Raw genomic sequence first — 13,363 nt, forward strand, 5'->3', positions numbered from 1 at the left:
CCCGACACGTCGGTCGCCGTCTGGGGCTTTGCCTTTGGCGGCGTTCCGGTCTCATGGTCAACGTGGCTCACCCGCGCCGTGCTCAACGCCGCCCGGCGGCACTCGCGCGGCCACGCTGCACTGGGAAACGGCCGGTGAACTCCGGTTCACCGGCTGTTTCCTAGAAGAAACCCTTCGCCGGCAGCTTGGTCCCGTTCGTCTCGAAGGCACCGATAGCGGCGGCCTTGGTGACGCCGGGATTATGGGTGGCGAGCGTGCGGGCGTTGCGCCAGTGGCGGTCGAGATTGCGGGCGCGGCTGGCGGCGCTGGCACCGGCGAGATCAAACAGGCGCCCGCCGGCACGGATGGCGAGTTCGTCGACGATCAGCTTGGCCTTGGCGGCAGCGAGCGCGGCCTCATGGGCGAGGCTTTCGTCGTCGCGTCCACTGTCCCGGGCGGCGCCGACGGCATCGAGGGCCTCGGCGGCCGCCAGCACCGCCGCCTCCGCCGCGAAGGCATCGGTGGCGAGGTCGCCGAGCACCTGAAGCAGCAGCGGGTCTTCCGCCGGCCGCTCCGCCGTGGCGTAATAGAACGTGCGGCTGCGCCCCAGCAGCAGGCGCCGCGCGTCGTTGAGCACGGCTCGGGCGATGCCGGCAACGATGGCGGTCACATAGAGCTGCGCCAGCGTGTTCGAATAGGCGAGGCCATAGCCGATGCCGTCAGCGTCGAACACGACCTCCGATGCCTCGGCGCGGACATTGCGGAAATGGCCCGTACCGGAGGCGGTGAGACGTTGGCCAATACCGTCCCAGTCGTCGACGATCTCGATCCCCTCGCGCCCCATCGGAATAATGACCGAGGCCAGCCGCTCATCCGGCGTCGCCGCGCGCACGAGCATGTAGTCGGCATAGAGGGTGCCGGTGGTGTAGTATTTCGTGCCGTTCAGCCGGAAGCCGTCGCCGTCAGGCGTGAGCGTGGTCGATGGCAGCACGCCGCCAGCGCTCCTGGAACCAAGCTCGATATTGCCCAGGCCGAAAATCGCCCCGCCCGCCACCACCTCCTGCCAGAGAAGGCCCTGCCCTTCGCGTGCGCGCCGCACATAGAGCTCGTTCACCGAGAAATGATTGCGGAAGATGTGCGCGACATTGGAATCCGCCGCGGCGAGGCGGATGACGATTTTCAGCAACTGCCGGAAGGTGAGCCCGGCATGGTCCGGGCGCGGCAGGCGCAGCGCGCCATAGCCGGCCTCCCGCAGCAGGGCGACCTCGGCGAAGGGCAGGATGCGCTCGCGTTCGCGCTCGGCGACCCCCTCCTCGATCCGGTCGAACAGCGGCTGAAGGCGGGCGAGCGCCGCCTCGCCATCGGCGGGCGGACGCAGGGCGAGCGCGTCGAGCGGCTTGTTCATGGCGCCCTCACACCACCGCTACGTAATCGGTGACCTTCACCTGCTCCGGCAGCACCTTGCGCGCGCTCAGCCAGTCCGCCGCGTTCTGGAACTTGGCGAGGAAGCCTTCGTCGGTGACGGAATAGGGCGTGTATTTCCGGTTGAGCGAGATGAAGTGATCGCGGACCGCTTCCGGGTATTTCAGGCCCTTGAAGGCGATGGTCTCGGCCTCGACATTGTTGGCGTTCGCCCACTCGGCTTCCGCGACAATCGCCGCGTTGAAGGCGCGCACGAGGTCGGGATTCTCCTGCGCGAATTTGCGGCGCGTCAGATAGGTGTTGAAGTCGATCTGGAACGGCAGGTCGCGCTCTTCGAGGAAGACGTCCTGCGCGTCATACTCGACGCGGGCGATGTCGACGCCGGGGCTCCACATCGACCAGGCATCGACCTTGCCAGCGGCGAGCGCGGGGGCGGCGTCCGGCGGGTTGAGATAGACAAAATTGACCTTGGAGCGGTCGATATTGTGCTTTTCCAGCGCCGCGACGACGAGGAATTCGCCGAGGCCGGAGCGGTTCACCGCCACCGACTTGCCGATGAGGTCCTCCACCTTGGAAATGCCGGAGCTCTTCTTGGCGATGATCGCGGTCGTGCGCGGCTCATAGATGAAGAACTGGGTGAAGACGAGCGGCGAACCGGCGAGGATGGCCGCCAGCGCCGGCGTGGTGCTGCCGCCGAAGGCGTAGTCGGCGGTGCCGCCGGTCACGGCCTGCATGGTCGGCGCGTGATTGGGGAACGGGCCGACCCATTCCACCTTGATGCCCTGATCCGCAAGCTGCTTCTCCAGCGCGCCATGTTCCTTGGCGAGGTAGCTCAGGCCGAAATAACCCCAGGTGAGGCGCAGCGTGTCGGTGGTGCGCCCGCTCGCCGCCAGCGACGGCCCTGTTCCGCTGAGGCCGGCGGCGGCGGCGCCCGCCAGCGATGCCGCAAGGAAAGTGCGCCGGGAGGGAGTGAGAATCGAGGTCGACATAAAGGAAATTCCTTGACGATCAATGAGATGAGGACACGCCGAGTTCGCGCAGCAGGTCAGCGCGCACGCTGGCAGCGTCGTGGCCGGGGATGAGCCTGTGTGCGGCGGCGATGACACCGTCGCGCATGACAAGGATGCGGTCGCCAAGGCGGAGCGCCTCATCGACATCGTGCGTGACGAGCAGCACGCCCGGCTGGTGGCGGGCGACGAGATCGCGGACGAGGCCGTGCATACGCAGGCGGGTGAGCGCGTCGAGCGCGGCGAAGGGCTCGTCCAGCAGCAGCAGCTTCGGCTCCTGCACCAGCGCGCGGGCCAGCGCCACGCGCTGCGCCTGCCCGCCCGAGAGATTGCGCGGCCAATCGTCGAGCCGGTCGCCGAGCCCGACCTCGCCGAGCGCCTCGGCGGCGCGGGCGCGGGCGTCAGGCACATGCAGGCCGAGCGTCACATTGCGCCACAGCGTCTCCCACGGAAGCAGCCGGTGCTCCTGGAACACCACGGCAGGCCGGCCCGGCACCTCGATTGTGCCGCCCTGCACCGGGTCGAGCCCCGCCAGAGCGCGCAGCAGCGTGGTCTTGCCGCAACCGCTCTCGCCGAGCAGCACGACGAATTCGCCCTGCCCGATCACCAGATCGAGGCTGTCGATGACGGTGCGGGCGCCATAAGCGCGGCGCAGATGCGAGACCACCACGGCATTATGGTTGAACGCCGAAGCGCGCGGCTGCACGGTCATCGGCCGGCTCCGTAGTTCGGATGCCACTGCAGCAGGCGGCGTTCGAGGAGACGGGCGAGGCTGTCGGCGACAACGCCGATCAGCGCGTAGATGATGACCGTCAGCACGATGACATCGGTGCGCAGGAACTCGCGCGCATCGAGTGCCAGGAAGCCGAGACCCGCCTGCGCGCCGATGGTCTCCGCCACCACGAGAGCGAGCCAAGCGGTCGCCAGCGAGAAGCGCACGCCGGTGAGGATGGAGGGCAGTGCGCCCGGCAGGATGATGCGGGTGATCAGTTCCCAGGTGCTCAAGCCCTGCACGCGCCCAAGTTCGATCAGCTTGGGATCGACCTGCCTTATGCCGAGCGTGGTGTTGACGTAGATCGGAAAGGCGACGCCGAGCGCGACAAGAAAGATCTTCTGTCCCTCGCCCACGCCAAGCCAGACGATGACCAGCGGCAGCACGGCGAGGAAGGGGATCGCCCGCACCATCTGCACGCTGCGGTCGATGAAAGCCTCGGCGATCCGCGAGAAGCCGACCAGCGTGCCGAGCGCGAAGCCGATGCCTCCGCCGATGGCGAAGCCAATCGCCGCCCGTAGGAGGCTCACCGAAAGATCATGCAGCAGCGTGCCGGAAACGGTGAGCTTGTAGGCGGTGAGCGCCACCTTGCTCGGCGCCGGCAGCAGGTGCGGCTCGATCCAGCCATAGCGCGCCAGCGCCTCCCAGGCGATGAGCAGCACGACGGGCACCAGCCACGATAGGGCGACGAGGCCGCTCGAACCCAACCGAAGGCGCGGCAGGGGCGCGGAGGAATAGGTTCGTCCCTCGGTGGCGGCGAATGGGGTGGTAACACTCATGCCGTGCTCTTTCGTCGGTTCGCCGGGGTTCACGCGTCGGAAAGGGCGGGAGCCGGCGCGACCGCGCCGGCGGCCTGCACGCGCGGGATCACCTCCGCCGCGAAGCGCCGAAGCTCGGCGCGCAGCGGCTGGAACTGCAGCATGAACAGCTCGATGCCCGAGCGGTGGAAGGCGAGGATGCGCTCGCTCACCTGGCCGTAGGACCCGACCAGCCCGGCGGCGGTGCCGCCATTAGTGCCGACGCGCACCGACTTCGCCATGGTCTGGAACATCACCGTCTTCGGATCGGCATGCTTGCGCTGAAGGGCGTGGACATCCGCGTCTTGCTTCGCGAGGTCGACAAGGCGCTCATAGGCGTCGCGTGCTTCCGCTTCCGTCTCGCGGGCGATGACGAAAGCGGAAAGGCCGAAGCGCAGCGGCGCGCCCCGGCGCGGGCGGCGACGCAGATCGGCAATAAGCGCGGCGACATCGGCGGGCGGCTGGCCGTTGATGAACCAGACATCGCTGTGGTCGGCGGCAAGCGCCCGCGCCGGCTCGGATTCGCCGCCGATGTAAATGGTGGGGCGCGCCCGGTGCAGGTCGCGCGGCGTGAGCTTATAGTCGGTGATGGAGAAGTGGGTGCCCTTATGGGTGACGGCCTCGCCCGCCATCAGCCGGGAGACGACCGAGATCCACTCGCGCCCATATTCATAGCGCGCATCGTGCTCGCCGAAGGCGATGCCCGCCTTCTCGAATTCCACGCTGTTCCAGGCGTTGATGAGGTTGATGCCGAACCGGCCGCCGCTGATGTTCTCGATCTGCAGCGCCATCTTGGCGAGGAAGACCGGGTGAAAGATGAACGGCTTGATCGCCGCGATGATCTCGATCCGGCTTGTCAGCGCCGCCAGCGCCGCCGCCGCCGTCCAGGTTTCCAGCTGGTCATGGTCCGGCAGATGCGGGTTGACGGTGTGCTGGGCAATCAATGTCGAGTGAAAGCCAAGCTGTTCGGCTTCCAGGATCACGGCCTTGTTGTGCTCCCAGGACGCATCGAACGGCTCTTCCGGGTCGTTCAGCGCCGCGCGCGGCCCGTGGACCGGCGCCCAGACACCAAATCTGATACCAAATGACATCGTTTCCGATCCGTACCCTGGAAGCTAATAGTCTACATACTATATAAATTTCTCGGGTGGGAGTGTCAAATGCGGCAGGGGCAGGCCGGTGACGCACCCTCCCAACCCTCGGGGCGTGATGCGCCACCGGGGTGATGCACCCTTTCCCAACACAGGGACCGTGCCCATGGCCTCACGACAGCTTCATCTCGGCGCCTTCATGCGCCCGACCAGCCTGCACACTGGCGCTTGGCGCTACCCGGGCGCCTTCCCCGATTCCAATTTCAATCTCGCCCATCTTGCCGGCTTCGCGCGGCGGCTGGAGGCGGCGAAGTTCGATGCCTTCTTCATGGCGGACCATCTCGCCGTGCTGAACATGCCGGTGGAAGCCCTGAAGCGCAGCCACACCGTCACCTCGTTCGAGCCCTTCACCCTGCTGTCGACCCTTGCCGCGGTGACGGAGCGGATCGGGTTGATCGCCACCGCCTCGACCACCTTCGAGGCGCCCTATCACGTCGCCCGGCGCTTCGCGTCGCTCGATCATCTCAGCGGCGGGCGCGCGGGCTGGAACATCGTCACCACCTCCAATCCCGACGCGGCGCTGAATTTCGGCTTTGACGAACACATGGAGCATGACGAGCGCTATGTGCGCGCCCGCGAGTTCTACGATGTCGTCACCGGCCTGTGGGACAGCTTTGCCGACGACGCTTTCTCGCGCGATGTCGCCTCGGGCCTCTATTTCGACCCTGAGCGCCTGCATGTGCTCAATCACAAGGGGAAGTACTTCTCGGTGCGCGGACCGCTCAACATCGCCCGCCCGGTGCAGGGCTGGCCGGTGGTGGTGCAGGCCGGGGCCTCGGAAGCCGGACGCCAGCTCGCGGCGGAGACCGCCGAAGTCATTTTCGCCGCCCCACCGGACCTTGCCGCCGGCCGGGCCTTCTACGCCGATGTGAAAGGCCGGCTCGATCGGCTCGGTCGCCCGCGTGACCATCTCAAGATTCTTCCGGGCGCCTTCGTGGTGGTGGGCGACAGCATGGAAGAGGCAAAGGACAAGCGCGCAAGGCTGGACGCGCTCGTGCATGAGGAGAGCGCCATCGCCGCTCTTTCCATCGCCCTCGGCCACGACGCCACGCGTTTCGACCCGGACGGTCCGCTGCCGGACATCCCGGAGACGAATGACAGCCGCAGCGCTCGCGAACGCGCGATCGAGCTTGCCCGACGCGAGGGTCTCACGGTCCGCCAGCTCGCCCAGCGCCTCGGCGGTTATGCCGGTCTCGCCTTCGTCGGCACGCCCAGCTCCATTGCCGATGAAATGCAGGAATGGCTGGAGAGCGAGGGCAGCGACGGGTTCAACATCATGTTTCCGTTCCTGCCGGCGGGGCTGGACGACGTGGTCGACCGACTCGTCCCCAAGCTGAAGCGGCGCGGCATCTTCCGGCGTGACTATGCCGGCACCACGCTGCGGGACCATCTCGGCCTGCCGCGCCCGGCAAACCGGTTCTTCGCCTGACGGCCAACGGCCTCCCGCTCGCCGCCGATGCAATTAATGGCGGGACCCGATGCCAGGCGACAATTACCAAGAAAAGAGCGTCATCTCTGTACATTCACATCGTGAGGTCGTGCTTTGTTGGATGTTCCCGCCCCACGGGCCACGCAGCTTCATAAGCTGACCGCCCGCGAACTGGCCACGCTCTATGCTGAACACCCAGGCGGGCGTGGCGAGTTGTCCGGAAGACAAGATCCGCGCCGCCCGCTCGCTCGGCGCCTCGCCCTGGCAGGTTTTCTGGCGCGTGGTGTTCCCCGCCTCGCTCCCGCATGTGGTCGTGGGGCTGCGCGTCGCGCTGGCCGCGGCGCTCTCCATTCTGGTCGCGTCCGAGCTGCTGGGTGGCGATCGCGGGCTCGGCTTCGTCATCTCGGACGCCTCGACCTTCTTCAAGACCGCCGATGTTTTCGTCGGCATCGTCCTCATCGGCCTGATCGGCCTCGTCGCCGACCGCACACTCACCTTCACCGCACGCCGCATCGTCCATTGGGAGGGCAAGACATGAGTGAGAGCCGCATCATCTATCCCGTGCCGGCGCTGGGACCGGCCTTCGAGGGATGGGTTTCACCCGGCGTGCGGGTCGGCAACCTGGTCTTTGTCGCCGGGCTTATCGGCACCGACCCCGCGACCGGAAAGGTGGCCTATTCTTGATCGCGTGCGGCGCGAGCTCTTCCCAACCCACCCGCCGGCGACCACCGGCGTCGGCATTACCGTTCTGGAACAGGGAGCGGAGGTCGAGTTGGAGGCGACGGCGGTGGTGCCCTGAGCGGCATCAACGCTTGCCGAAGCGCACGACATTCGGATCAGTTGCGGCGAGAACCGCCGCACCGAGTTGGAACAGCGCACTGTTTCACCAGGACGGTAGGACCGCGCCCTTGAATTTGTCGAGGATGAAGGCCTTCACCTCCGGCGAGCGATAGGATTCGACCAGCGTCGCCACCCACGGCTTGCTGGTGTCCCCCGCCCGCACCGCGATCAGGTTCACATAGGGGCCCTTGGCATCCTCCTTGAGGATCGGATCCTTCACCGGGTCGAGCCCGGCGGAGACCGCGTAATTGGTGTTGATGGCGGCGACATCGACATCGTCGAGGGCGCGCGGCGTCTGTGCGGCTTCCAGCTCGATGAACTTCAGCTTCTTCGGGTTGGCGACGATGTCGAGCGGGGTGGGCTTGAAGCCGACGCCATCCTTCAGCTTGATCACGCCCTTGTCCTGCAGCAGCAGAAGCGAGCGCCCGCCATTGGTCGGGTCGTTCTGGATCGCGACGGTCGCGCCGTCCGGCACCTGATCCCACGCCTTCCACTTCTTGGAATAGACCCCGAGGGGGAAGTTCACGGTGAGGGCGACCGGCTCGATCCTGTAGCCGCGGTCCTTCTTCTGATTGTCGAGATAAGGCTGGTTCTGGAACGAGTTGGCCTCGATCTCGCCAGCGTCGAGCGCCTGGTTCGGCACGACATAGTCGGAGAATTCGATGATCTTGATGTCGAGCCCTTTCGCGGCCGCGATTGGTTTGACCGCTTCGAGAATCTGCGCGTGCGGGCCGGGCGTTACCGCGATGCGGATGGTTTCGGCCGATGCACTTTCCGCAGCGAGGAGGGTGAGGACGATGGCAACGAGCGAAGAGCGCAACACCATGGAAAATCTCCGGAAAATGACCGTCAGACGCGCCGGACGCGCCGATTGACACGCCGAGCGAGGGTTTCGCCGAGGGATTGGACGGCTTGGACGAGGATGATGAGGACGATGACGACGAGCAGCATCACCTCCGGCATGAAGCGCTGGTAGCCGTAGCGGATGCCGAGATCGCCCAGCCCGCCGCCGCCGACCGCGCCGACCATGGCCGAGTTCGACAGCAGGCTGACAATGGCCAGGGTGACACCGAGAACGAGACCCGGAAGTGCTTCAGGAATAAGCACTTTCCGCACCACCTGCAGCGGCGTCGCGCCCATCGCCAGCGAGGCCTCCACCAGCCCCTGATCGACCTCGCGGATCGCCGCCTCGACGATGCGCGCAATGAAGGGCGTGGCCGCCAGCGAGAGCGGCACGATGGCCGCCGTGGTGCCGATCGAGGTGCCGGCGATGAGTCTGGTGAGGGGGATGATGGCGACGACGAGGATGATAAAGGGCGTCGAGCGCGTCGCGTTCACCACCAGCCCGAGCACACGGTTCACCGCCACCGCCTCGAACAGTTCGCCCTTGCCGCTGGTGGCGAGGAAGATGCCGAGCGGCAGGCCCGCGAGCGTGCCGATCAGCGCCGCCACCGCGACCATGTAGAGCGTCTCCAGCGTCGAGCCGACGATGAGATCGAGGATGGCGGGCGAGATCCAGTCAGACATGGCCGATCACCTCCGTCGTGGCGCCGGCCTGTTCCAGCCGGGCGCGCAGCGGTCGCTCGACCCAGGCGTCGATGGGAACTCCGAGATAGAGAAGGGCGAAAGGCAGGGTCCCGATGCTGTCGATCTGCCCGCCCAGCAGGGCGATGTCGATGCCAAGTTCGCGCGCGAGCTGCGTCACCAGCGGCTGGCTGGCGGCGTCGCCGGTCAGCGTCAGGCGCAGCACGGTCTGGCTCGCCCCTGCCGGATCGGTCCGCAGCCGCACCGCCAGCGCGGGCGGAATCTCCCGTCCCGGCAGGCTGCCGATGAAGGAGCGCGCCGTGGCCGTGCGCGGATGGGCGAACACGTCGGAAACCCGGCCTTCCTCAATGATGCGCCCGGCCTCGATCACGCCGACGCGGTGGCAGATTTCCTTGATGACCGTCATCTCATGCGTGATCAGCACGATGGTGACGCCGAGCCGGGCGTTGACCTCCGCCAGCAGGCGCAGGATCGAGCGGGTGGTCTCGGGATCGAGCGCGCTGGTCGCTTCGTCCGACAGCAGCACGCGCGGGTCGGTGGCCAGCGCCCGGGCGATGCCGACGCGCTGTTTCTGCCCGCCGGAGAGCTCGATGGGATAACGGTCCTTCTTGTCGGTGAGCCCGACGAGATCGAGCAGCCCCAGCACCTTTTCGCGGATGGCGGCGCGGGACAGGCCGGCCAGTTCCAGCGGCAGCGCGACATTGTCGAAGGCGCTGCGCGAGGACAGCAGGTTGAAATGCTGGAAGATCATGCCGATGCGCCGGCGCTGGTCGCGCAGGGCCGCCTCGGAAAGCCGGTTGATGGTGACGCCGTCGACGACGACCTCGCCGCTTGTCGGCCGCTCCAGCCCGTTGATGGCCCGGATGAGCGTCGACTTGCCGGCGCCCGACCGCCCGATCACCCCGTAGATCTCGCCCGGCGGGATGGCGATGGAGACGTTCTTCAGCGCCTCCACCGGGGCATCGCTGCCCCGTGCGGGAAAGACCTTGGACACGTCGTCGAGAACGATGGCAGCACCGCCTGCCGTGCGTCCCTCACCGGCAGAGTCGTCCGCGACCTCCTCCCTCCTCGCCCCCACCGGCGGCGCGGCAAAGGCCCCCGATGCGGCGCGGTCGCGGAACAGCGAGGTGTCGAAGGCGGCTATGGCAGTTTCGTGCAGCATGATATTCGAAGGTCGATTGGCTCGCGGGCGGAGGATGCGTTTGCTGGCGGCGCCCTGCCTTCAGGCGGCCCGGCGCAGCGCGGACGCTCCACCCTGCTCCGCGAGGCGCCGGCGCTCGCGGTCGAGGCGGGCGCGCACGGCACTCGCCGTGAGGCCGTCGCGGCGCAGGATCAGCGCGACGAGGGGATCGGCCAGAATATCGTCGAGGGTGGGCTCGGCCGCGAAGGCTGCGGCGACAGGGGGCGTGTGCGACAGACGCGCCTCGGCGCCCGCGTTGAAAACGGAACTCATCTCATTCATCCCGGAATCGGGCACAGGCGAGCTGCCAGGTGCCGGATGGAACATCACATGCGAAGGGGATTAGCGGCTCAGGGCCGTACGAGATGTCGACAACACATGGTCATGGCTCAGCTCCTCAAGCTCATTGCCCGACCACGAAGTCGCTCCGTGGCGCTTTAGCGTTGGTGACGCGGTGCAAGCTGCCGGGTGTCAAATCCCGCGACGGGCGACCTGTGGGCCGTTCCGCACGAGTGTTCTAGCCCCGCTACCGGAGATTGTCAACCAACTTTATAGACTACTCGGCAGCCTCTCCGATTTTCGCGTCCGCGTTGCACATTTCGTGCGCAAAACGCCTGCGAAATGCGCATAACGAGTATTCCATTAAAGCAGTAGACTACCTCCGAAACACGGCCTCTCCTGAGACCCCGGCGCCGCGCGCCCCGCTTTCGAGGAGTGAATCATGACCCTTTCCCACCGCTGGCTGGGCGCCGCTCTCGGCGCCGCGCTTGCCGCCGCCAGCTTCTTCCCCGCCCACGCCGCCGAGAAGATCAAGCTCGGCGTGATCGGCGGCGACGAGGAAGAAATCGCCGAAGTCGTCAAGAAGGTCGCGGCCAAGAATGGCCTCGATATCCAGATCGTCGCCTTCTCCGACTACACGCTGCCGAACGAGGCACTCTCGCGCGGCGATCTCGACGCCAATGCGTTCCAGCACAAGCCCTATCTCGATTCCCAGATCGCCGCGCGCGGCTACAAGATCGTTCCGGCCGGTTTCACCATCGTCGAGCCGATCGGCTTCTATTCGCTGAAGGTGAAGGCGTTCAAGGACCTGCCCGACGGCGCGCAGATCGGCATTCCCAACGATCCCTCCAATGGTGGGCGCGCCCTCAATCTGCTGGCCGCCAATGGGCTGATCACCCTGGCGCCGGGCAAGGGCCTGCTGCCGACCGTGCTGGACGTGAAGGAGAACCCCAAGAAGGTTGTCTTCCGCGAGCTTGACGCCGCCCTGCTGCCCAAGCAGCTGCCGGATCTCGACGGCGCGGTGATCAACACCAATTACGCACTCGGCGCCAAGCTCGACCCGCGCAAGGACGCGCTGGTGCAGGAAAGCCGTACCGAGAACCCCTATGGCAATTTCGTCGCGGTTCGCGCCGGCGACGAAAACAAGCCCACCATCGTCGCACTGGTGAAAGCCTATCAGTCGCCGGAAGTGAAGGACTTCCTCGACACCCGCTTCAAGGGCGCGGTACTGCCCGCCTGGTGAGGCGGGCCGGCGCCTCCCGGGGAGGCGCCATACCCATCGACGCGAGCAAGGCCGAGCGGGCATATCCCGCCCGGCCTTTCGGCCATGCTGAACCCACAGCAACAGGCGAGACCGGAATGCAGCCACTGGGCCGTGCCGCCACCGATGCGTTCCGCCAGGTGCGCTTCGTCCTCACCGACATGGACGAGACCCTGACCTTCAACGGACGCCTCGGCGCCGCCACCTATGACGCGCTGGAACGGCTGCAACGCGCGGGCGTGACCGTCATCCCCGTGACGGCGGCGCCGGCCGGCTGGTGCGACCAGATGGCCCGGATGTGGCCGGTGGATGGGGTGATCGGCGAGAATGGCGGCTTCCATTTCCGCCGGGAGCGGGAAGGCCATGGCCTCGTACGCGACTTCTGGCACGAGGAGGCGACACGTCCCGCCGTGACGGCGGAACTCGCGCGCATTGCAGATACGGTGCAAGCGGCCCTGCCCTTCGCCCGCTTTGCCGAGGATCAGCCCTTCCGGCTCACCAGCCTGGCCTTCGCGCAACCCGGCGGGGAGGCGGATCGCACCGCGCTCCTCGCCGCCCTGCACGCGGCGGGCGCCGCCACCACGGTCAATAATCTCTGGGTGCTCGGCTGGATCGGCGCCTATGACAAGCTCGCCATGGCCCGGCGTGTTCTTGGCAGCACCTATGGCCTCGACATCGATGCCGACCGTGAAGCGGTGCTCTATGTCGGCGATTCCACCAATGACGCGCCGATGTTCGGCTTCTTCCGCCACAGCGTCGGGGTGAGCACGGTGACCCGGTATCTCGACCAGATACCGACGCCGCCGGCCTGGATCACGCAGGGTCCCGGCGGCAGCGGCTTCGTTGAAGCGGCGGAAGCGGTGATACGCGCGCGCGACAGCTGAGCGCCGGCGGCTCAGGCGCTGGCAAGGCCGAGATAGATTTCGTGCAAATCCTCGCGCTGCCGCAGTTCGGCGGCGGAGGCCGACAGCACCACCTTGCCGCTGTCCAGCACATAGCCGCGATGGGCGTGGCGCAGCGACACCCCTATGTTCTGCTCGGCGACGAGGAAGGTCGTGCCCTTCTCGCGGTTGAGGCCGGCAATGATCTCGAAGATCTCGTCGACGATGATCGGCGCGAGCCCCATGGACGGTTCGTCCAGCAGCACGAGGTGCGGGCGGGTGAGCAGCGCGCGGCCGATAGCCAGCATCTGCTGCTCGCCGCCCGAGGTCAGGCCGGCCGCGGTGCGGCGCTTGGTCTTGAGGCGGGGAAACCAGGCATAGATTTCCTCGAGGTCCCGCTCGGTGTCCCGGCGGCTGAGGCGGCGCAGGAAGGTGCCGGTGCGCAGGTTCTCCTCGACGGTGAGATGGCCGAACACATGCCGCCCCTCCAGCACGTGCACGATGCCGCGCTGCGCCAGCAGATTGGGCGCGATGCCGACGATGTCCTCGCCCTCGAAATGGATCGAGCCGCGTGCCACCAGCGCGCGGTCGGCGACGACGAGGCCGGAAATCGCCTTCAGCGTCGTGCTCTTGCCCGCGCCATTGGCGCCGAGCAGAGCGACGATTTCGCCCCGCCCGAGCCGCAGCGACACGTCGGCGACACCGAGGATGGCGCCGTCATAGACGACCTCGATGCCCTTGACCTCAAGGAGGGAACTGGGCGGGGACTGGCCGGTCATGGTCGCTCCTGGCGGGTGGCGAGGTGCCGGGCGGTCACGCG

Annotated in this window: 15 protein-coding genes; 5 read left to right on the top strand and 10 right to left on the bottom strand. The window is 67.1% G+C overall.

The features are described 5' to 3' along the window. Positions 1 to 160: 160 nt before the first annotated feature. Genes ACO07Z_RS07670 through ACO07Z_RS07690 form a run of 5 tightly spaced genes read right to left on the bottom strand, consistent with a single transcriptional unit; the run spans position 161 to position 5,068 of the window. The gene (locus ACO07Z_RS07670) at positions 161 to 1,384 is read right to left on the bottom strand and encodes an acyl-CoA dehydrogenase family protein (protein ID WP_421698168.1); all 1,224 of its coding nucleotides are present in this window, start codon (positions 1,382 to 1,384) and stop codon (positions 161 to 163) included. A gap of 7 nt (positions 1,385 to 1,391) precedes the next feature. Continuing rightward, the gene (locus ACO07Z_RS07675; protein WP_421698169.1) at positions 1,392 to 2,390 is read right to left on the bottom strand and encodes an NrtA/SsuA/CpmA family ABC transporter substrate-binding protein; all 999 of its coding nucleotides are present in this window, start codon (positions 2,388 to 2,390) and stop codon (positions 1,392 to 1,394) included. Positions 2,391 to 2,409: 19 nt separating this feature from the next. Continuing rightward, positions 2,410 to 3,120 (bottom strand): ABC transporter ATP-binding protein, encoded by a 711-nt coding sequence (locus ACO07Z_RS07680; RefSeq protein WP_421698170.1) that lies wholly within the window; start codon positions 3,118 to 3,120, stop codon positions 2,410 to 2,412. Beyond that, positions 3,117 to 3,959 (bottom strand): ABC transporter permease subunit, encoded by an 843-nt coding sequence (locus tag ACO07Z_RS07685; protein WP_421698171.1) that lies wholly within the window; start codon positions 3,957 to 3,959, stop codon positions 3,117 to 3,119. The genes ACO07Z_RS07680 and ACO07Z_RS07685 overlap by 4 nt, the downstream gene beginning before the upstream one ends. Before the next feature lie 29 nt (positions 3,960 to 3,988). After that, entirely contained in the window at positions 3,989 to 5,068 is a 1,080-nt protein-coding gene (locus ACO07Z_RS07690; RefSeq protein WP_421698172.1) for an LLM class flavin-dependent oxidoreductase, read from the bottom strand. A 166-nt stretch (positions 5,069 to 5,234) separates the two neighbouring features. Between ACO07Z_RS07690 and ACO07Z_RS07695 the strand changes: the two genes are divergently transcribed. From ACO07Z_RS07695 to ACO07Z_RS07705, 3 genes are all read left to right on the top strand, one after another. Next, positions 5,235 to 6,557: an LLM class flavin-dependent oxidoreductase gene (locus tag ACO07Z_RS07695; RefSeq protein ID WP_421698173.1), complete on the top strand. Its 1,323-nt coding sequence runs from the start codon at positions 5,235 to 5,237 to the stop codon at positions 6,555 to 6,557. A gap of 184 nt (positions 6,558 to 6,741) precedes the next feature. After that, on the top strand, positions 6,742 to 7,095 hold the full coding sequence (locus tag ACO07Z_RS07700) for an ABC transporter permease (protein ID WP_421698174.1): 354 nt from the start codon (positions 6,742 to 6,744) through the stop codon (positions 7,093 to 7,095). Beyond that, positions 7,092 to 7,241, top strand: coding sequence for a hypothetical protein (locus ACO07Z_RS07705; protein WP_421698175.1), 150 nt, complete (start codon positions 7,092 to 7,094; stop codon positions 7,239 to 7,241). Before ACO07Z_RS07700 ends, ACO07Z_RS07705 begins: the two co-directional genes overlap by 4 nt. Before the next feature lie 199 nt (positions 7,242 to 7,440). On the opposite strand, the gene ACO07Z_RS07710 is transcribed toward ACO07Z_RS07705, so the two are convergent. The 4 genes from ACO07Z_RS07710 to ACO07Z_RS07725 are packed head-to-tail and all read right to left on the bottom strand — an operon-like array spanning position 7,441 to position 10,395. Next, complete coding sequence (locus tag ACO07Z_RS07710; protein ID WP_421698176.1) at positions 7,441 to 8,223, bottom strand: MetQ/NlpA family ABC transporter substrate-binding protein; 783 nt, start codon at positions 8,221 to 8,223, stop codon at positions 7,441 to 7,443. 23 nt (positions 8,224 to 8,246) lie between these two features. Continuing rightward, entirely contained in the window at positions 8,247 to 8,924 is a 678-nt protein-coding gene (locus ACO07Z_RS07715; RefSeq protein WP_421698177.1) for a methionine ABC transporter permease, read from the bottom strand. Then, on the bottom strand, positions 8,917 to 10,107 hold the full coding sequence (locus ACO07Z_RS07720) for a methionine ABC transporter ATP-binding protein (RefSeq protein ID WP_421700775.1): 1,191 nt from the start codon (positions 10,105 to 10,107) through the stop codon (positions 8,917 to 8,919). Before ACO07Z_RS07720 ends, ACO07Z_RS07715 begins: the two co-directional genes overlap by 8 nt. Positions 10,108 to 10,164: 57 nt before the next feature. Then, positions 10,165 to 10,395, bottom strand: coding sequence for a hypothetical protein (locus tag ACO07Z_RS07725; protein WP_421698178.1), 231 nt, complete (start codon positions 10,393 to 10,395; stop codon positions 10,165 to 10,167). A gap of 448 nt (positions 10,396 to 10,843) precedes the next feature. Here ACO07Z_RS07725 and ACO07Z_RS07730 point away from each other — a divergent pair, with 448 nt between their 5' ends. Then, positions 10,844 to 11,644, top strand: coding sequence for a MetQ/NlpA family ABC transporter substrate-binding protein (locus ACO07Z_RS07730; protein ID WP_421698179.1), 801 nt, complete (start codon positions 10,844 to 10,846; stop codon positions 11,642 to 11,644). A 116-nt stretch (positions 11,645 to 11,760) separates the two neighbouring features. Further along, positions 11,761 to 12,546, top strand: a complete 786-nt coding sequence (locus ACO07Z_RS07735) for an HAD-IIB family hydrolase (RefSeq protein WP_421698180.1) — start codon at positions 11,761 to 11,763, stop codon at positions 12,544 to 12,546. 11 nt (positions 12,547 to 12,557) lie between these two features. On the opposite strand, the gene ACO07Z_RS07740 is transcribed toward ACO07Z_RS07735, so the two are convergent. After that, on the bottom strand, positions 12,558 to 13,322 hold the full coding sequence (locus ACO07Z_RS07740; RefSeq protein WP_421698181.1) for an ABC transporter ATP-binding protein: 765 nt from the start codon (positions 13,320 to 13,322) through the stop codon (positions 12,558 to 12,560). Positions 13,323 to 13,363 lie beyond the last annotated feature (41 nt).

It is taken from the genome of Ancylobacter sp., from assembly GCF_965229075.1.
Classification (GTDB): domain Bacteria; phylum Pseudomonadota; class Alphaproteobacteria; order Rhizobiales; family Xanthobacteraceae; genus Ancylobacter.